Origin of the sequence: Microcystis sp. LE19-84.1B (assembly GCF_027531875.1) — a bacterium.
Taxonomy (GTDB): domain Bacteria; phylum Cyanobacteriota; class Cyanobacteriia; order Cyanobacteriales; family Microcystaceae; genus Microcystis; species Microcystis panniformis.
Map to the genome: position 1 here is coordinate 16,521 of NZ_JAPZSR010000179.1, position 22,449 is coordinate 38,969.

The 22,449-nt window shown below is 39.7% G+C and carries 2 protein-coding genes; both read right to left on the reverse strand.

Annotated elements, in window-relative coordinates:
* Positions 1-3: 3 nt before the first annotated feature.
* Positions 4-10,467 carry a non-ribosomal peptide synthetase/type I polyketide synthase gene (locus O9324_RS10770; RefSeq protein WP_288140176.1) on the reverse strand — a complete coding sequence of 3,488 codons (10,464 nt, stop codon included), beginning with the start codon at positions 10,465-10,467 and terminating at the stop codon, positions 4-6.
* 166 nt (positions 10,468-10,633) lie between these two features.
* On the reverse strand, positions 10,634-22,354 hold the full coding sequence (locus O9324_RS10775) for a type I polyketide synthase (protein WP_288140177.1): 11,721 nt from the start codon (positions 22,352-22,354) through the stop codon (positions 10,634-10,636).
* Between the last annotated feature and the right edge of the window lie 95 nt (positions 22,355-22,449).

Genomic DNA, 22,449 nt, shown 5'->3' on the forward strand with positions numbered 1-22,449 from the left:
TGACTAAAAATTAAAGTCTTCTGTGAACAGTTCCTGCCCCTCTTGAATAAGATTTTCTGAGGAAGCTAAGGATAAGTTTATCAAAGGTTCATGGGCAAATTTTACAACTTGCTCCAGCCAGTTTTTGAACAAATCTATGATCAATAAAATTCGCTCATGGATAAATATATCTGTGTTGTAGATTAGCTTGAGATAAAGTTCTTCTTCCTCAACAAAGATAAATTCTAAATCAAATTTAGCGGTAATCATTTTTGGGTCAATGGAGTTAACTGTAATTCCGTCCAAGGCCAGATCTACATTTTGATTATTTTGCAGGACAATTGCAACATCAAAGAGAGCATTACGGCTAGGATCTCGTTGTAAATTCAACTCAGATACGATCTGATCAAAGGGATAGTCTTGATGATCATAAGCCTCTAAAGTGGTTGTTTTTACTTTGCTAAGGAGATCCGTAAAACTGTCGTGATCTGTTATCTGATCCCGCAGGACGAGAGTGTTAACATAAAATCCGATTTGATCTTCTAAATCAGGATGATTTCTGCCGGCGATAGCAGAGCCTATTGTAATTTCATTTTGCTCAGTGTAACGGAATAGAAAACTCTTAACCAAACTAACTAAACCCATAAATAAACTGGCTTCTTGTGCTTTAACTAACTTCTCAAAAGTATCGATCAATTCGGGTTCAGGTTGCCATGTAATTGTATTTCCCTGAAAACTTTTAACAGGTGGGCGGGGATAATCAACAGGTAAGTTAAGACGCACAGGAACAGGAGTTAATTTAGCTAACCAGTAATCCCGTTGACCTTGAAGTTTCGAGGTTTCTAATTGACTTTCTTGCCAAGAAGTATAGTCTTTATAATGAATTCTAAGAGGGGGCATTAATTGGGAATTTTCTTGTCCATAGGCGTGATAATGGGTGAGGAAATCTTTAATTAAAACCCCAGCTGACCAACCGTCAAAAATGATATGGTGCATATTAAACAAGACGATGTAATTCTCTTGGCTTAGTTTAAGTAAGTTAACTTTAAGTAACGGTCCCACTTCTAAATCAAAGGTCGTTTTGGCATTATGGCTGATCGCTTCTTCGATCAGGTTTTCTTGTTCTGTGCTAACATAAGCTGTCAGGTCTATTTGTTTAATGACAAAGTTCATTTGATTATGGACAACTTGACGGGGTTGATTATTGATTAAAGTAAAGGTTGTCCGCAAAATTTCATGGCGTTGAATTAACTGTTGAAAGGCATTTTCAAAAGCATCAATATTGAGATTGCCCTTGAATTGATAAGCACTGGGCATTCCGTAGGCATTATGATTTTGATCTAGGAATTCTAAAGCCCAAAGACGACGCTGACCATGAGACATCGGATAAGATTTTTGGGGGGGAATTGCCGAAATGGGTTCTTGATAATTGTATTGAGTCTGGGAGATTAAAGTCGCTAATCCAGCAACGGTTGGAACTTTAAAGAAGTCAGCTAATTTTACGGATACATTTAGTTCTTTATGAACCCGGGTTACAACCCTTGATAAGAGTAGAGAATGACCGCCAATTTCAAAGAAGTTATCAAAAATACCGATAGGATGTTTAGAGAGAATTTTTTCCCAGATACTAACGAGATTGGATTCTAAATGATTACGGGGTGCAACATAATTAGAATTAACCAGAGATTTACCGGTTTCTCTGAGTTGTCTCAGGGAGTGCAGGTCAAGTTTCCCATGTCGAGTTAAAGGGAATTGCTTTAAAAAAATAAAGTAACTGGGAATCATATAAACTGGCAAAAACTTGGCAAGAAATTCTCGAATCTCAGCAATTTCTAGAGTTTTGTCTGTTTGACAGTAAGCAGATAATTGAGTTTGATTATTCACTTGAATGGGTAAAACAATCGCTCTTTCAATGGGAGCATAACGAGTCAATTGATATTCAATTTCTCCGGGATCAATTCGATAACCATTGACCTTAACTTGATTATCTTTTCGTCCCATAAACTCAATGATACCGGGAGCAGTTTGCTTGCCTAAATCGCCGGTTCTAAAGAGAGTTTTTGTCTCATCAAGAAAGCTAGGTTTAAATTTTTCTTGAGTCATTTCGGGTTGGTTATGATAACCCGATGCTAGGGCGGCACCTTCTACACAAATTTCGCCGATTACATGGAGGGGAACGGGATTATTAAATTCATCAAGAACCCCTAAGCGATTGTTATGGAAAACTTGACCGAGGGGGATTTCGCTGTCTAAGTTTTCCTTGATTTCATACTGGGATACTCCTACACAAGTTTCTGTAGATCCGTAAACATTGCTAACAATTTCTGCTGGAAAACGTTTCCGCAAAGCTAAGGCAGTTTCCCGATCTAATTTTTCCCCTCCTACCGAGATATATTTTAAGCTGGAAATGGTTTCTCCCGGTTCAAGTAGCCCTAAGATTTCTCGATAGATAGATGGGGTGGTATGTAGGGCATTAATTTGATTTTCTTGTAGGAAAGAAACCAGATGTCCTATATATTTTATTTCGTACATATATAGGGATGCACCTATGGTTAAGGGGAGAAAAATATTACGAATAGATGGATCATGAGTAACGGCAGCTGTGAAAATATAGCGCCATTCAGGATGTTTATCTAAATCAAAAGTAAGTCGTAAGCTTTGAATAACATTCAAAATTGAGATGTGACGGCCCATGACTCCTTTAGGATTACCAGTTGAACCTGAAGTGTAGAAAATATAAGCAGTTTGGCTAGAATTGCGAAATATTTTAGGCTCATCTTTGTCATATGTTTCAACAATAGGAGCAATTTTATCTAAGCAAATTTTCTCCATTTTTTCAGGTAACTTAGAGATAAAATTACTCTCCGTTAGGCAAACATGACAGCCACTATCTTTTAAAATAAACTCAATGCGACTGTGAGGATATTGAGAGTCTATAGGAACGTAAGTCGCTCCAGTTTTAAAGGTAGCCAGAATCCCGATGATTAAGTTGTGATCACGCTGGAGCATGACCCCAATCACTTTTCCTACACCTAGCTGATATTCCTGCTGTAAATAATGGGTAAGACGATTGACTTTTTCATTTAATTCTTGATAGCTAAGGCTAATTTTTCCCGCAATTAAGGCGGGAGCATTAGGGGTTAATTTAACTTGAGCTACAAAGTCATCAATGATGGTGGCTTTCTCAGGGAGTTTGCGAGTTTTTCCCGTTAATTGTCTGAGTAACTTCTCTTGTTGGACAGGGGTTAATAAAGGTAACTGATAAAGAAGATGATTAGCATCGTCAATGATTCCCCTCAGCAAAATTTCAAAGCTTTCAATAAATTGTTTAATTGTCTCTTTTTTAAATAGTTCTGTATTGTAATTGCAGTAAATAATGAGGTTATCATTAAGTTCAATTAAGTTAAATCCTAGATCAAAAGGGGTGTAAGCAATCGGTGACGGTGGCAAGGATACTTTTAAGTCTTTAAACTCAGGCAGAGTTAAACTAGGATCCATGTTAAAAGATACCGAAATGAGAGGAGAACGAGAAAAATCTCTAGGTAATTGTAAAGCTGCTAATAAATCCTCTAAAGTATAACTCTGATGGCGAAAAGCGTCGATCAGGGTTTGTTTAGTGTGTTGTAAATGTTCAATAAAAGAGGTGGTAGCATCGACTTGTATCCGCAGGGGTAAAAATTGAGAACAAAAGCCTACTAAGTTGTCACTACCTTCTATTTGTCGCCCAGAAATAGGAATACCAATGACTAAATCCTTAAGTCCAGAAATTCGACGCAAAAAAGCAGTATAAGCGGCGAACATTGTCATAAATAATGTAGCTTTATTTTTGCGTCCTACTTTCTGCAAATTTTGCCCAACTTCCGAGGGAATGACTTGACTTTCTTGGCCGCCAGTGTAGGTTTTAACGGCGGGACGGGGAAAGTCGGTGGGAAGCTCAAAGGTTGGCAGCTCTTCCTGATAGGTTTTCAACCAAAAATCCCGATGCTCTAACATTTGCGGACTTTGCGTCTCTTGCGCTCGCAAGGTTAAATATTGCCGAAACTGCATCGGTGGTTTGAGAACATCTTTAGTTGTGTTATTTGGGGATGAATAAAGTTGACCAATTTCCTGCAAAATTAATCCTAGTGACCAACCATCTGCCACAATATGATGAGTTTTTAAAGAGAGCAGATAATGGTCAGATTTTAAGCGCATTAAAATCACAGCAAATAAAGGAGCAATCGACAGGTCAAAGGGTTTTTGGGAAAACTGAGATCGTAATGCTAAAGCCGTCGCTTCGGGATTATCTTCATCCTTCAAATCAATTAAGTTTAATTTAATTTTAACTTCATTGACAACTTCCTGTAATTCTCCTTGTTCTATAATTTTGGTTCGCAAAGCTTCATGGCGATTAATAACTTGATTAATCGTTTTTTCTAAAATGTAAACATCTAAAGAACCTAGTAATTCTAGAGATGTTGTGACGTTATAGGATGCTGAAGCATTACGGTCTAATTCAGCTAATAACCAAAGTTGACGTTGAGCTTCACTGGTGGGAAAGGACTGATTTAAAGATGGTAGATGTCCCCTACCATCTTCATCTTCAGAGAGGGGCTTTTTTTCTTCTTTCTTGACTTGGGGGCGTTTAGCATTAGCAAAAAAACCAGCTTGCTGCAATTCCGTAATCGCTTCTTTGACGGCTACTATAACTTTGTCTATATCTTCATTAGTATGGCAGGTGGAGAGAAAACAAACTCGTTTTTCCCATGTGTAGATTCCTTTAAGATTTAATAGGTAATAAAAGAGGGGTAATTCGATGGGTTGTAAGAAGATACTATAAGCTCCAAAGGGTTCAAAGCGGAATAAAGAGCCAAAATTAACAACCCGAATCGGAATGCCTATTTCTTGAAAAAACTGATTAACTTCGGTGGCTAATCGATGAGTTAATTGATTCACTTTTTCTTGAATCGTTGGACTGTTTTCCCGAAGATGTAAAAGCACAGCACGACAAGCAGCAAGGGCTAAAGGATGACGACAAAAAGTTCCCCCAAAAGCGGTTAACTCGGTTTGGGGATGAGAGTCATCTCCGTATTGCCAGAAACCGCCGTCAACGGTATCTAAGAAATCTGCTTTACCGCAGATCATACTAATTGGTAAACCTCCTCCAATGGCCTTACCATAAATGACTATATCAGCTTCAACATTGAACCATTCTTGCGCTCCTCCCGGAGCAATCCGAAAGCCAGTAATAATTTCATCAAAAATGAGTGTGATCCCTTTTTTATGGGTTATTTGTCGTAGTTTTTGCAGAAATTCTTGAGGCTGTAAATCGGGTTTGCGACTTTGAACTGGTTCGACTAATACGGCGGCTAAATCATCAGCATGAGTAGCAATAATATCGAGGCTTTCTTCAACTCCATAACTCAAGACTATTATGTCTTCAACCATTCCTAAAGGAGTGCCTAAACTTAAGGGTTGAGCCGTGGTTTTATCTTCTCCTACTCGTGCTAAGATGCCGTCAAAAGTTCCATGGTAGGAGCCGGCGAACATAACGATTTTTTGACGTTTTGTACGAGAGCGAGCAATGCGAACAGCGGCCATAATCGCCTCGGTTCCCGTATTACTAAAAGCGACTCTTTCGACTCGACCCATTTCACTAATTAAAGCGGCGGTTTCGGCAGCCAGATTTGACTGCATTCCTAAACCTATTCCTCGGTTCATTTGTTCTTGAACCGCTTCAATGACAAAATCCGGACTATGCCCAAAAAAGTTAACCCCAAACCCCATAGCTAAGTCAATGTAATTATTGCCATCAATGTCCTTAAAATAAGCCCCTTGAGCAGATTCTGAAACAATGGGATATTGAAATTCTTTTAAGGCCATGCGGAAGTCAATGGTCGGTTTAACATCCACCATTGTCTTACGGCTATTTTGTGAATAGGCTTTTGATTTGGCGGTTTTCTGGTTATAAATACTCTGTAAATTTTGAATAAAGGCTTGTTGTTGTTCGGTTAAGGATTTGTTCTCAGTCAGCTTTAAAGCTAAGGGGTTTAAATTGGGAGAACTAGGTTTCTCAGGAGATTTGGGCTTCTCTTGAGAAACCGGAAGGTAAGTTTCTATCTTAGAGCTTTGGGGAGGAATGATTTGAGTCTGATTCGTTAATATTTCGGGGGCTATACTGGGGGAGACGGTGGCAGTTTGAAGAACTTCTAATTGCTTGATAATGGTTTTCTCATGGAGGTCTTTTAGGTCTTTTAAAGATTGTAATTGAGCCATCATTAAGGCTTCTTTACCGGAGCTTTCACCTGAGACAGTGAACTTAGGAATTGCAGGAATTGAGAGGGGTTCATCTGGCACACAAGCAAGAATTAATTCTTGGCCATTGTTAATGGGAATATTGTTTTGTTTAGAGAAACTATTCGCCGTAGCAAACCCACAACTTTTTAAAACGGAACACCAATTTTCACCCCTTAATAAGGGTGTATCTGAGCGTAATTGTTGATCCTGAAAGCGCCACCATCCGGGGGTTAATCCAAAGGTTAAATTCAGCCATGAGTTATTTTCTACGGTTTCGAGGAGAACTAAGTAACCGCCGGGGCGCAGAAGTTCCCGAATATGGGTTAGAGTTTCTGTAATATTTCGGGTCGCATGAAGGACGTTAGCGGCGACAACAATATGATAATTATGGGCAGGTATCCCCTGAGAAATGGGGGACTTTTCAATGTCTAGTTGATGAAAGTTTAGGTTATATTTTTTCTGAAATTTTTGCCTAGCTTGATGCAGTAAGAAGGGAGAAACTTCGCTAAAAGAATAAGTGACATGATCGAGGTTTAAGTGGTGAAGAATTGCTTCTGAAGTGGCACCAGTTCCTCCTCCTATTTCGAGAATTTGATAGGGGCGATCACTATTAGAAAAGTTGGTTAAAATCTGGTTAATAGCTTGGGCGACTCGTTGATTCATCAATCGAGATACGGGAGAATTGCCATAGATACTTTCTGCATGAGCAACGGAACCTTCTGGGAAAATTAATGTCAAGGGGTCTATATTTCCCTTGAGAACTTCTGCTAAATTTTCGCCGCAGCGTTGCAACATTTCTAATTCAGGTTTTGCAGATGGACAAGTTTTTTCTAGCTTTTGTAGGGCTTGGGGCAAGGAAAAAGACTCAGGCAAGTTTTTGACAGTCCAAATATTCCCTTGATTTTGAAGAATATTAGCTTGCTCTAAATCCTGCAAATAACGATTGAGCAAAATGTGATATTTAGGGGCAACAGGTAAGGTTTGTCTTAGGGTTTCTATTGTCCATTGTTCCCCTTGATTAAGTTTTTTTCCTAGGGACTCTAAGGCCTTGATGATATAGGCTGTAGCGATGGGTTGCAATTGCTCAATGACTTGCAAATAATTGCTTAATTCTGTCTCATCATCGATAACTTTAGTTGTTATTTCTGAAGCATTTTCTAAGGGTTTTTCTTTGACAAATTGGCAGAGGTATTCGGCGATATCAACAAGAGTTTGTAAATCGGTAAAGAGTTGATCTATTTTCACTTTGACTTGAAATTTTTCTTCAACTTTGCGAGAAAAGTCAGTCAAGATAATTGAGTCTGCTCCTAAGTTTAGTAATGTCTCATCCTCCGGTAGATCGTTCTCATCTTCTTTCAGAAGTAAAGCCAAAATTGATTTTAATTGATTACGGATTTCCTGTTGATGTTTTTGCATATTGAAAACTGTGGTTTCGGTATCGGTAAGGTTAGAGGTTTGTGCGTCTAGGAATATTTTGTCAATGCTCTGATTTTCTGTTCGAGGATTAGGCTGAAATTGGCAAGGTTTCCTTTGAAAGGGATAGTTCGGCAATCTGACTTTTTTATAGCCATAATTTCGATTGAATTGTTCTGGATTGAAAGGCGCGCCATTTAGGTAGAGTTGTCCCAAGGCTGAAAGAATTGTATGCCAGTTATCTAAGCCACGATTGAGAGAACTTAACCAGATGAACTCATCTTTATAACGACGACCTTGTTCTGCTAGTATTGGTCTTGGTCCCACTTCTAAAAATAGGTTATATCCCTTGTTGAAAGCGGTTATTAAACTCGACAAAAATCTTACTGGTTCTCGGCATTGTTTGCTCCAGTAAGCGGCATCTGGTGCATTTTCTAAAACCTCTCCATCAAGTCCTGAAAGTAGCAGAATTTGGGGTCGTTGATAAGAAATTTGACGAGCCTCTTTTTCAAATTCTTTTAAAATTGGCTCCATTAAAGGGGAATGAAAAGCCTGAGTAACGGGAAGATATTGAGCGGGAATTTTTTGCTTTTTGCAGGTGCTAATAACTTCCTCAATGCTGGCACTTTCTCCAGCAATCACAATCTGTTGAGGGTGATTAATGGCAGCTATTGAAACTGTTTGAGTATAATTTTTAATTAGGGAACTGACTGTCTCTTCATCAGCAAAAATTGAAGCCATTTTCCCAGAGGTCGTGGTTTGCATTAATTGCCCCCGTTTGACAACTAAGGCGAGTCCAGCTTCTAAGCTAAATACTCCTGCGATACAAGCTGCTACATATTCTCCCACACTATGGCCAATCAGTAAACTGGGGGTAATTCCCCAAGATTTCCATAGCATTGTTAGGGAATATTCTAGGGCGAATATAGCCGGTTGAGCGTAAGCAGTTTGATTGAGTAAATCGGTCTGTTCACCAAATAATATTTCAGTTAAAGGATGGTCTAAATACTTCGCTAATATTTCGGCACATTGATCAATATATTGACGAAATGTCGGCTGGGTTTGATAGAGTTGATGCCCCATGCCGGGATAACAAGCCCCTTGCCCTGTAAAAAGAAAAACAATTTTAGGGGATTTTTCCGATGTAAAACGTTGATAAAAAGTCAAATCATCAAGTGGGTTTTCTTCAGCAAAAGCGGTTAATCTTTGTTGTAATTCTGGACAAGTATCGCCAACAATGGCTAAACGTTCAGGTAAATCTATCCTCCCGACGGCTGCACTATAACAAATATCTCCAATTTCAGGACGAGATTCTAGGAGGGTATGGAAGCGTTTGGCTAATTCTTTTAAAGCGGTTTTGTTGTGGGCTGAAAGGGTTAAGAGATGACTGGGAATTTGTTGTTGAATTTCTGAGATTTTGCTGACGGGTGCCTGTTGAACAATGACATGGGCATTTGTGCCAGAAAACCCAAAAGAACTTACCCCAGCTATAGGGACTTTATTGTTATTCGGCCAAGGTATATTTTGAGTAGGAATTTTAATAGAATGGTCTTCCCAATTAATCAGAGGATTAGGGGTTTGGAAGTGAAGATGGGAGGGGATTTCACCCTGTTGAAGAATCAGAATTGTTTTGATTATTCCGGCCATGCCAGCTGCGGCTTCAAGATGACCGATATTGGTTTTCACTGAGGCGATATAAAGAGGGTCGGAGCGCTTTCCATAAACTGAGGCAATGGCATTCAATTCGATGGGATCTCCTAAAGAAGTGCCTGTGCCATGAGCTTCTATGTAGCTGACATCTTCAGGGACTATTCTGGCATCAGCTAGAGCTTGACGGAGCAATTCTTGCTGGGCGGGTCCACTGGGTACGGTTAAACCGGCAGCAGCCCCATTATGATTCACCGCCGAACCTCGCAACAGGGCAAGAATGTGATCCCCGTTTTTCTGGGCTTCTGATAAAGTTTTTAAGATTAAAACCCCACAGCCTTCCCCTCGCACATATCCGTTAGCAGAGGCATCGAAGGTTTTGCAACGCCCATCGGGGGACATCATTCCCGACTGAGAAAGACTAATCGTAATTGCGGGTTCTAAAATGAGGTTTACCCCACCCACTAAAGCGAGTTCACATTCACGATTTCTAAGGCTACGAATCCCCTGATGGACGGCTACTAATGAGGATGCACAGGCTGCATCAATCGAGAGACAAGGACCGTGAAGATTGAGAAAATAAGATAGCCTTCCGGCGGCTGCGCTTAGAGCATTGCCGGTGCCAAAAAAAGAGTCAATTTGATCATAGTTTGTGCCGTAAACCTTCAGGGCATGATCAATGCTAGTAATCCCCACAAATACCCCTACTTTATTATCGGCTAAATTTTTCAGAGGTAAATTGGCATTTTCTAACGCTTCCCAAGCAACTTCTAAGAGTAACCTTTGTTGAGGATCCATGGAGGCTGCTTCTCTTGCTGAAATCGAAAAGAAACGGGCATCAAATTCTGTGATATTCTCTTGAAGAAATCCCCCATAAGCGGTGTTCATTTTTCCTAAAGTTGGTCTTTGAGAATACAGTTTTGAGATATCCCAACGGCTTTTAGGAACTTCTACTATAGCATCAAGCCCGGCTTGACAAAAACTCCAATATTTTTCTGGGGAATTAATACCTCCAGGAAAACGACAAGCCATCCCAACCACCGCAATAGATTCACTTTGTCTCGTTTCTAATTCATTGATACGAGCCTGCATGACCTCCATTTTGCTTAAGGTCGTTGCCATTAATTTTTTGTAATCTATACTCTCAACCATGCCCTATTCTCTATAATTTCTAAATTTATACGCCGTTAAACATAAATTAGGATGCTGTGCTATCAGTAAATATAAACCCAAATTTAACTCCAGAGAGTTAAGCTTACTCATGTTCATCTACCTATCCTACCACATCTCATGGCTTTTGAAACATTATTTTTAAAGTTTAACCTCCATATTGATCAAGCTCCGTTAATTTTTGATTAAGTAATCTTGCTAGTTCGTCTTCACTGAGGCTGTCGTAGGGATTATGATTGTCAGGAATTGGATTTATTTTAATCTCAAAATCGAGATGATTGGCTAGAATTTCTTCCCTTAAATAGGTACTTAAGCTGAGAAGATTAGGATAATCGAAAATGATCGAGGATGGCAATTTACACCCTAAATCTATTTCTAAGCGATTTTTAAATTCTATGACCATTAGAGAGTTTAAACCTAAGTCTAAGAATGATGTTTGTTGAGGAATAACCTTATTCTCATTTAACCCTGTCACTTCTCTTAATATTTTCTCCAGTCCTTCTACTAAAGCGGTTATTCGTTCGTCTATAGAGACAGATTTTAATTGTTCTAATAGTTTTGCTGGACTTGTTTGTTTTTGATTGTTTAGGGTTAATACCTCGCTAAAGAAGGGTTGACTAATGTTGAAAGTTTGATTAAAAATCGACCAATCAATATCGAGAACTATCCCTTGAGTAATATCACCTAAAATTACCTGACTGAGATATTGAAACCCTTGCTCAGAGGACATCATCTGCAAACCCCAATTAGCGAAACGTTGTTGATCAATTTGGTTGCCCGTCTCCCAAGCTCCCCAATTAATACTAATACCAGGTAATCCTAAACTTTGCCGTTGCTGCATTAGAGCATCCAGGAAAGCATTAGCCGCCGCATAATTACTTTGACCAGGCGAACCAAGGATAACAGCCGCAGAAGAAAAGCTTACGAAAAAGTCTAAAGATAGAGAGCGAGTATAACGATCTAATAATAAAGTTCCTGCTACTTTTGGACTGATTACCTTTTGATATTTTTGCCAACTTTGATTACTGATCAGCCCATCTTCTAAGACCGCTGCTGCGTGAATTATTCCTCGTAAGACGGGCAAGTCTGCCCCAAAACGAGAGAATAAATTTTTCATATCTGTGGGGGAAGTAATATCAGCTTCAATCAAGGTTACTTTTGTTCCTTTTTTCACTAATGAGGCTATCAATTCTGTTGAAGATTTAACATGGCGACTACACAAAACTAAGTGACTTGCTCCCATTTCTGATAACCATTGAGCCACTAATCCGCCCAGTTTTCCTCCCCCTCCCGTGATTAAATAAGCCCCTGACTGATTAATAAACTGTCGTTTTTCTGAGATAGGAAGAGATGCAGAAAATAACCTGGCTGCGTAGCGGTTTCCTTGACGTAAAGCTAAACGGAATTCATGGGGGAAACACTTTAATTCATTGAATAAAAGTTCAGCTTCATTAGCTTCTTTATGGATTGGTAAATCTAAACAAACACAACCCATTTTAGGATACTCTTGATTAATGACTGCTCCTAATCCCCATAAATGAGACTGTTGAGGAGATAAAGCCGTATCATTGCTCATCTTATTAGCCCCGCGAGTAATCAGCCATAAATGGGGTAATTTCTCCCAGTTATTAGTGAGGGTTTGCACTAAATTTAAGACGGCATGAGAACTCTGATATACTGTATCTAGAACATCTTCAGCTTCTGAAGATTCCCAACAAAAAACAACACCAGTCGGAAATTCTCCAGATGGATAAGCTTCTTGATAGAGACGCTGAAAATCAGATTTCTGAGCGGCATTGATGGCAAAAGAATCTTGAGAATGACATTGATAATTCTGCCCCATTTCTACAGTAATTACTTTTTCTCCTGCCTTTTTGTATAAATTAATTAGGGAATTTAAGTCTGTTTCTGGACGAACCAAGACTAACCAAGAATTTTGAGGATCAACGGCAACAGTTGGCATTGAAGAAAGTTTTTTCCATTCCACTTTATAAAAGCAATTGTTTGACTTTTCTTGCCATAAACTCTGTAAAATATCTGGATTTATGCGCCGTGCTGTTAAGTCAGTAAACCGAGCGCAAAGCTGTTCTTGTTCATTATAAATATTAACATTTACTCTCATTTCACCATTAGTATCTGAGATGACCTGAACTTCCGTCCAAACTTGCGAAGTTGGATTTAGGAATATTTCCAGGGAAGAGAATCCATAAGGTAGATGCAATTCTTGACCATGAATTTCGGGGAAAGCTGCCCCAATACTCTGTAAGCAAGCATCCAAAAGAACTGGATGAAAATAATAACGCCGATCCGCTAAACTAGGGTTAATACTAATTTTAGCTTGAGAGCCTTTTTTGAAAGAATATAACTCTTGAATCGCTTGGAACTGCTCTCCATACCTGATACCCATCTGCTGATAAAGCTCATAGAATTCACGAATAGAAATCGATTCTTTAGAGTTTTCCCTTTCTAATTTAGTTTGGGTTAATTCTGAGGCAGCCAAGCTTTGTATATCCTTAGGTTTGACTTCACCTGTAACATGAAGAACCCATTGTTCTTGTGCAGAATCACTGCTAAATATCTCAAAAGTATAAATCAGTTGAGATGATTTTTTAGGTTTAAAAATTATCTGGATTATTGAGGGATTTGGAGACAAGAGTAGTCCCTGATGGATAGAGACATTTTCAAGGGTGACAAAATGCCCATCAAATATTTTCTGACTTGCGGCTAAAATAGCTTCAATAAAACCAGTAGCCGGAAATACAATGTTTTCAAATACCTTATGTTCTTCTAAATAACTAGGGTTAAGAGAACTCACCTCACCTTCAAAGATCATGTCTCCCGTTGCTAACTTTTTAAAATCTCTAATAAAAGGATGTAACTGAGTCTTGATTTGCCCTAGAGAAAATTCCGAATTAGATAACCAATACCGTTCTCTTTGAAAAGGATAAGTCGGTAAAATAATCCGCTTACCTTGTTTAAATACTTTAGCCCAGTCTAGGGAATAACCATTAACAAAAAGTGTCGCTAAACTTCTATACATTTGTGCCTGTTCATCCTGCCCGGGTACAATACTAGGCAACCATAATAGGTCTTGGTTAGAGGAAATAAGGCGAGCCATACTCAGTAATACAGGCTTGGAACCGACTTCTAGAAAACAACGATAACCCTGATCAATTAAAGACTTAAATCCTTGACTAAACTGTACAGTATTACGCAGATGAGCTACCCAATAATCAGGAGTTGTAATTTCTGAACCTACAGCTTTCCCTGTCAGATTACTAATAATGGTTAAGTTAGGTTCATGAAAAGAAATTGTTTTTAAGACCTGGGAAAAGTCATCAAGAATAGGCTGCATTAAGGGAGAATGAAAAGCATGAGATACCGCTAAACGTTTAGTTTTATACCCTTGATCAATAAAGTCTTTTTCCAGTTGCTCAACAATCTCTTTAAATCCAGAAATGACGGTAATTGAGCCATTGGCTGAAGCAATATTAACTTGATTTTCATAAGAAGTTAGAGCGTTTGCTACCGTCTCATAATCAGCATAAATAGCGGACATACTGCCATTGTGGGGCAATTTTCCCATTAATTTACCCCGTTGAGTCACTAATTTTAAGGCATCTTCTAAAGAAAAGACTCCTGCCCAACAAGCCGCCACATATTCCCCGATACTATGTCCTAAAAGGGCTGAAGGTTGTATTCCCCAAGATTGCCATAATTTGGCGAGTGCATATTCAAGGGAAAAAATCACCGGCTGAGTGATTTGGGTTTCCTCTAATAACTGGCTATTTTGCTCTTGAAAGATTAAATCTAGGAGAGATTTTTCTAAAAGGGGTTCTAGAATTTGATCACAAAGATATAATGTTTCCTTAAAAACAACTTCTCGGTTATAAAGGGTTTCTCCCATGCCAGAATATTGAGAGCCTTGTCCAGAAAAGAGGAAAGCTATCTTTGGCGGAGTCTCTGATAAAATCGGTCGAATTAATGAGTCAGAATCTTCACCATCTTGGTAATCAATTAATGCTCGTTGTGCCGTCGTTATTGAGTCTGCTAAAATACAGATTCGTTGCGGAAAAATCCCCCGCCCTGTACTGGCGGTAAAACAAACATCAGCTAAATTGATAGACTCAGTCAAAATATCTTGATAATTTCTCGCTAACTCTTGCAGGGATTTTTCAGAACGAGCCGAAAGGGGTAATAGATAAAAATTATTCTCCGAAGCTTGAGGTAAATCAGCGTCAATTTCCCCAACAATGATATGAGCATTCGTTCCACTAAATCCAAAGGAACTTACTCCAGCAATCCTTGGACGTTCGCTGATATTCCAAGGTTTTCCTTGTACAGGAACTTCAAAAATATGAGAACTCCAATCAAAGCGGGGATTAGGATTTTTAAAGTGAAGATGAGGAGGTATTTTATGGTGTTGTAAAGCTAGAACTGTTTTAATTAATCCAGCAATTCCGGCAGCACCTTCTAAATGGCCTAAATTCGTTTTTACTGAACCAATAATTAAAGGCCGATTAGGGGAGCGTTGACCAAAAACGGCGGACATACTTTCTAATTCAATCGGATCACCAAGGGCTGTTCCAGTGCCGTGAGCTTCAATATAATCGATTTGTTCAGGCTTGAGATTAGCACGTTTAAGGGCTTGATGTAATAATTTTTCTTGAGCTTGACCATTAGGAACAGTTAGCCCACTGCTTGGACCATCATGATTGACGGCTGTACCATAAATTTTTGCCAAAATTTGGTCTCCATTCTTAACCGCTTGGCTCAATCTTTTCAGAACAACTATTCCACAGCCTTCTCCTCGCACCATGCCATTTGCGCTCTCATCAAAGGTTTTGCAATGTCCATCAGGGGCAAGCATATGGGCGCGACTTTCGATTAAAGAAATAATGGGAGTTAAAATAATATTAACCCCTCCGGCTAAAGCCAGATCGCACTCACCATTAAGTAAGGCATTATAAGCTAAATGAATCGCTACTAATGAGGAGGAACAAGCGGTGTCAATAGTCATTGATGGACCCTGTAAACCAAGGACATAAGAAAGACGACCCGCCGCCATACTAACAGAAGTTCCTGAACCAGTATAAGCATTAATGGCTTGAGGAGAATAACTTAATTGGGCATAATCTTGAGTCATGCAACCGATAAAAACTCCCGTCTGACTGTTGCGTAATTTTTGGGGATTTTGTCCAGCAGATTCTAAAGCTTGCCAGGTGGTTTCCAAGAGTAAACGCTGCTGAGGATCCATGGCGACAGATTCTCTAGGAATAATGCCAAAAAATTCTCCATCAAATTCCTCAATTTGTTCTAGAAATGCACCGTAAGGAGCGTATATTTTGCCCGGTACATCGGGATTAGGATCATACCATGTTTCCTGATCCCAGCGATCTTGAGGAATTTCTGTTATGGCATCTTTTCCCTGTTCTAAAAGTTCCCAGAAAGATTGTAAATTCTTAGCACTGCCGGGAAATCGACAAGCCATGCCGACAATAACAATAGGATCATCATCGAGTTGTGATTTTTCTACAGAGGATTTTTCTGGCTGTTTTTGAGAAATTTCTGCTTTTATTTGAGGGGTAAATACTGGTTGACAATTATCTAGAACTTCTTGCTGTAAATAATTAGCTAAGGCTTCAACATTCGGAAAACGAAAAGTAATTGTCGAAGGGAGAGAACAATTAAAGTCAGTTTGTAACAGATTTCGTAACTCTGTAGAAGTGAGAGAGTCCATCCCCAAATCAAAAAAGCCCTGTTGAGGGGAAAAAGTTTCATCATTTGAGCGTCCTAAAACAGTAGAAACACGCATGATGATATGATTAGTTAGCCAATTAGGACGCTCTTTTAAGGTTAAATTTTGCCATTGTTTTAAAAACTCAGATGAGGGGGCAGCTTGGGGTTTTCCTTGAGGCAGAAAGTTTTTATAAAAGCTTTGATGAATATAAGGAAATTGTTGCCAGTCAATCTTAATTACACCAGCGCGGATAATCTGATTTAGAAGAATTTTTTCCAGAGCATTAAGGGCTAAATCGGGTTTCATAGCCCCATATCCTTTAGCGGCTAATCTCTCTAAAACATTGCGATCTACTGCTGCACCTATTTCACTCCAAGGACCCCAATTTATGACCGTTCCGGGTAAACTATGCGCCTGACGATAATAGATAAAAGCGTCTTCAAAGGCATTAGCTGCCGCAGCATTAGCTTGTCCTGCCGAGCCAATTAAAGATACAGCAGAAGTATAACAGACAAAGAATTCCAATGGGTCATTTAGGGTGAGTTGATGAAGCAACCAAGTTCCTTTAACTTTGGGAGCTAAAACATAATTAAAGCTCTCTGGTGTTAGTCTTAATAAGGTTGTATCGTCTAAGGTTCCGGCAATGTGAAAAATGCCCCGTATAGGATATTTAGAACGGCATTCTTCTAGGACGGCGTGCAGTTTTTCAGCATCGGTAATATCAAGTTTTTTAAGGGTAACTTCTGCCCCACTAGAGGAGAAATTGGCTAATATTTCAGGGCTAATTCCTTCTGCCCCTCGACGACTACACAAAACTAGATTCCGCGCCCCTTTTTCAATCATCCATCGGGTTGTTGCTAATCCTAACCCCCCTGTGCCTCCTGTGATTAAATAATAGGCATCAGGACTAAAATTGATCTTTCCATCTTCAAGTTTTCTCTGCACCAAACGAGGATAAAAACGCTGTTCCCCCCGCAAAGCAACCCGGTTTTCTTGGGGATTACTGTAGATTTCTTGCAGCAGTTTGTCGGCTGCGTTTACTTCATCTGGATCTAGGTCAATTGCCTTAAAATTAAGTTCAGGATGTTCTAAGACTAGGCTGAAGGCTATTCCTAATAAGGATGCTTGAGAGGGAGAGGTTAGGGTTTTAATGGCTTTTGCTGGTACTGCTCCTTGAGTCACTAAAATCAGAGTCGGTGGATTTTCTTGCTGCAATAAGGCTTGTAAGAAAAAGAGAAATCGTTGACAATGAATCTCGACTTGTTGATCAATTTCTTCGGGGATGTTTTCTAAGCCCCAGAAGTACAGTATTTGACGAGTTTCTGAAGTTATCGAGTTTCTCAATATTGATAGGTAATCTTCAGCAATCTCCGGGTTAATATCTTGGGTAAAGACGCAAGAACAACTTATTCCTCTCTGTTGGAATAGAGGGATTAAACCGTTAGCAATTCCTTGACTATCTGCCCAGATTATTTGATGAGAGTAAGATTTTGCTGGCAGAGAAGGTAATTGCTCACTGCTTCTACCAATAATGACACTTTGTTTTAATAAATTTCGGGTTTTTGCTTGGCTTGGTTCGATAATATTAATGTCTTCAAATTGATTCTTAATCAGTAAATTTTGCCAATCTTTTGTGCTGATTAACGGATAACCATTCCGCCGCAGATCTTGACTACATAACCACCATCCTTCTGTCAAGCCAAAGGTTAAATCTACCCAACGTCTTGCCCCTGTACTTTCTAAGAGGATTAGTAGTCCCTTGGGAGCGATGAGAGAGCGCACATTTTCAAGGGTTTTTTGAAGGTTGGCTGTGGCATGAAGAACATTAGCGGCAATGATTATGTCAAAACTGCCAGGGAGAAAATCTTGAGTAAAGGGATTTTTTTCAATGTCTAAAGTTTGATATTTAATAAAGGGATAGTTTCTAAAATTTTCCTTGGCTCTTGTTAAGAAACTAGAGGAAATATCGGTGAATACATATTCGATATGTTCTTTGGGTAAGTGAGGTAAAAGGCCAGTAGTAGCGGCTCCTGTGCCTCCTCCAATTTCGAGAATTCTTAGGGGATAATAGGGGGGGAAATTTGCAATAGCACGGCTGATTGTGGTGGCGACTAACTGATTCATCAATTTAGCTCCGGCGGCTTCCGAATAAATTGACGCAATCGCTTCTAAATCCCCTTGAGGAAAGAGTAATTCTAATGGATCAACTTGACGACTCATGACTTCGGCTAAAGCAGAGCCACAACGCTCCATTAGACTAATTTCTGCTGGATAATCGGCAAATTCTTGGCGGAGAACTTTAATTTGTGATTGGGATGAAGGTGCTTCTAATTTTTTGAGGAATAACCAGCCATCTTTTGTCTGATTAACGATTTTTTCTTCAGCTAAAATGCTTAAACATCGAGATAATAAAGGTCGGTAAAAATCGACAATTTGACCCTGATTTGCTATCTGTGCTTCGGAATAAGTTTGACCTAATTTTGGCTGTCCATTAAGTTTTGTTAAGGCTTCCCAGATATAGACAACGCTTAACTTTTCCAAAGCTGCCATTAAGCGCTCATATTGCGACAATTTTTCCCCTAGTTGTTGTTCTAACTGTGCGGGGTGAATTTGATTTTTAATTACCTGGGGAGCTACTAAAGTGTCTCTGCCATTCCCTAATAATTCCTCGCAAGGCATCCATTCTTCTAGATAGATTTGAGGGGGGATTTCTTGGGGGATAATCTCTTGGGATTGAACGGCTTTTAGTTCTAAGTTGGTGAGGGATGCTAAGGGTTGACCTTGGGGGGAATAGATATCAATATCAGCGATAATAATGTTAGGGTTGGGGGAGGAGTTCTTCAGTCGAACCGCGCTGATTACCTGCTCATCAGGAGGGTGAAAAAATGCCAATTTACCAAGGCGAACAGGAACATAAGTTACTGAGGATTCTTCTTTAAATAAAATGGCAGCAATCCCTTGAAAACAAGCGTCTAACATAGCTGGATGAAAATGATATTTTTCCCGCTCTAATCTATCGGTTAATTTGATTTGAGCAAAAGCTGTATTTTCTCCGCGCTTCAGTTGATGAATGAGCCGAAAGTTACTCCCGTAATTTATCCCTGATTTTTGATAAGTTTCATAAAAGGAGTTTATATCGACTTCTTCAGGACAATTTTTTGCGATTTCTTCTAGATCACAATTGGTTAAATTAGTTGATTTCAATTCCTCAATTGTTCCAGTAACTAATACTGCCCAATTTGGCTCAAGTGCATGGTAAATTTTAAAGCTTTTTTGCTCAATGATTAACTGTAATGTGTCTTCCGTATCTTTTAAAATTAATGCTTTCTTAAATTCAACATTTTCTAAAATAACTTTTTGATTCTCCCCGGCAGCTAAAGCCATTTCTATTAAGGCAGATGCTGGCAATATGGACTGATCAAAAACCTGATGTTCTCCTAAAAATGCAGGTTTATGTTGACTAATGCTCCCTCGATATTGAAGCAGAGCTAAGGGAGAAGGAAAATGCTCGCCTAGTAAGGGATGTCCAGAGTAATAATTAGGGTTTTTATAGCTAGAAGACTCTGATTTATTGCCAGAATTTATCCAGTAGCGTTTGCGGATAAAAGGCGAATTAGGTAAACTAATTTTTTGCCCTGGATGTGAGCGATGAAAGGCTTCCCAGTTAATATTAAATCCTCTCACATAGAGTTGACCTAGCACCCTTTGCTCATGCTGGTCACTGTGACAATCTTTCCCTAAACTAGATAACCATAGAATTGAATTTACCCCTAACTTTTGACGACCTATATTAATGAGATTGGCACCGATTCCCATTTCTAGGAAGATTTGATATCCCATTTGATGCAGAGTAGAAATTCCCTGGGCGATTTCGTCGGATTTCTGCCCAATCTTTTCCCCTCTATTCACCAAATTTGTGAGAGATTTTTTCACAACTTCACCCTGATAAATTAGGGTAATATCGGGGGAGTTAGAATCGACTTCTGGGGTGCTTTTAAGTAAGGATAAAAGGTCTTCTGAGTTGGGGTTTTGTGGGCTAATTCTAGCGCGTTTCGCCACCAGCTTGACGGTATCTTCAAGGGAAAAAACGCCCGCTTGTTGAGCGGCGAGATATTCCCCTAATCCAGAACCTAAAATCGCAGAAGGAGAAATTCCCCACGATTTCCAGAGTTCACAAAGAGCATATTGATAGGCAAATAATAGCGGTTGTACAGACAAAGAACTCTGAGGCTCTAAGGCTTTTTTAGATGACAATAATTCCTGAAGAGAAACTTCTAAATATTTTTTAAACAGATGCTCGCACTGCCTAAAAGCCTCATGAAATACTGGCTCATTATTGAGCAGATTTTCAATGATTTCTGGACTAATTTCTTCCTCGTCATTGCAGAGAAAAGCAACTTTAGGATGGCTTTGCGCTTCTCCATAAATGATGTCGAAGCTATTATTTTGAATATTTTGAAATTGCTTTTCATCCCCATTGCTATTGAGAAAAGCCTGAATTCCTTGGCGCAGATTCTCTTGATTAGAAACTAAAAGAGCGAGACGATGTTTATGGGGGAAACGACCAGTATTTAAAGATAGAGCAATGTCCTTGACGTTGAGTTCTGTTTTCTGCTCAAGCTCATCGACAAATTGAGTCGTAAAAAGACGTAAACGTTCGGGTTCCTTAGCCGAGAAAGTAACGAGAATGGGGGATATTTTTGGGGTTTGGGTTTGCGGTTGAGGCGGTTCACTTAAAATAACATGAGCGTTGGTTCCCGATGCTCCAAAAGAACTGACTCCAGCCGCTTTGAGCTTGCCATTATTAACATTCCAAGGACAATTTTGCGTAACGATACTAATCGGTAAGGCATCCCAATTAATATGAGGATTGGGTTTTTTAAGATTTAGATGAGCCGGAATTTCACGGTAGTGCAGCGATAGTGCGGTTTTAATTAATCCTGAAATTCCCGCCGCCGCCGCCAGATGACCTAAATTAGTTTTGAGAGAACCGACTAATAAAGGGTTAGATTTGCGACGATTGACGCATAATGCCTCGGCTATGGCTTTAATTTCGATCGGATCTCCCAAAGATGTTCCTGTACCGTGAGCTTCAACATAATCGATAGCCTCGGCATCTAAACGAGCGTCAGCTAGAGCTTCTCTGATTAATTCTCTCTGTACTGGCCCATTAGGAACGGTAAAGCCGCCACTGGCTCCATCGTTGTTGACTGCGGTCCCTCGAATCACGGACCAAATGTGATCACCATCTTCAAGAGCGTCACTGAGTCTTTTTAAGACGATGACTCCGCAACCTTCGCCGATTCCAAACCCATCGGCACTTTCGTCAAAGGTTTTGCATTGGCCATCTGGGGCCAACATCTGATTGCGGCACAAGGCGATGACCACTTCTGGAGTTAAAACTAGGTTCACTCCTCCGACTAAAGCTTGTCTGCATTCTTGGGAACGCAAGGAACGGCAAGCGAGATGAACAGCGACTAAGGAGGAAGAGCAAGCGGTATCTACTGCCAAACTCGGACCATTAAGATTTAAAAGGTAAGAAATACGCCCAGCTGCCGCGTTAGTATGATTGCCCGAAATATGATAGGCTCCGATGGCATTATAGTCCTCATTTGAGGTAAGAATACGGGCATAGTCATTGTTAGTAATCCCGATAAAAACCCCTGTTTTTCCCCTTCTAGCCGTCGTTGTTGCCATTCCTGCATTTTCCAAAGCTTCATAGGCTACCTCTAAAAGCAATCTTTGCTGAGGATCCATAGCGACGGCTTCCTTGGGAGCAATTCCGAAAAAATGGGCATCAAACTGGGAGACATCATCGAGAAACCCCCCCTGAGAAACATAGATTTTACCCAGTTTATTCCGATCTGAATCATAAAAATCCTGCTGGTTCCAGCGCTCTTTAGGTATTGCTCTGAGGTGATTTTTACCCGCTTTCAGGAAAGACCAGAAGGATTCAGGTGTCGCAATATTATGACCGAAACGACAACCTAAACCCACGATAGCTAAGGGTTCCCTTTGTTGAGACTCGAAAGCTTTTAATTTTTCTTTAGCTTCACTAAGAGCTTTAAAAACTCTAGTTTGAATTGATTGGTCGTTTTCGGATAAGTTCTTTTTATCTTGAAAGTCCATATTGTTAGAATCGACTTGGAAAAGAATAATTATTGCGACTGACGGGGTGACAAGCAGATGGAAAGTGAAACAGGGTGTAGAGTGTCGGGTTTAGG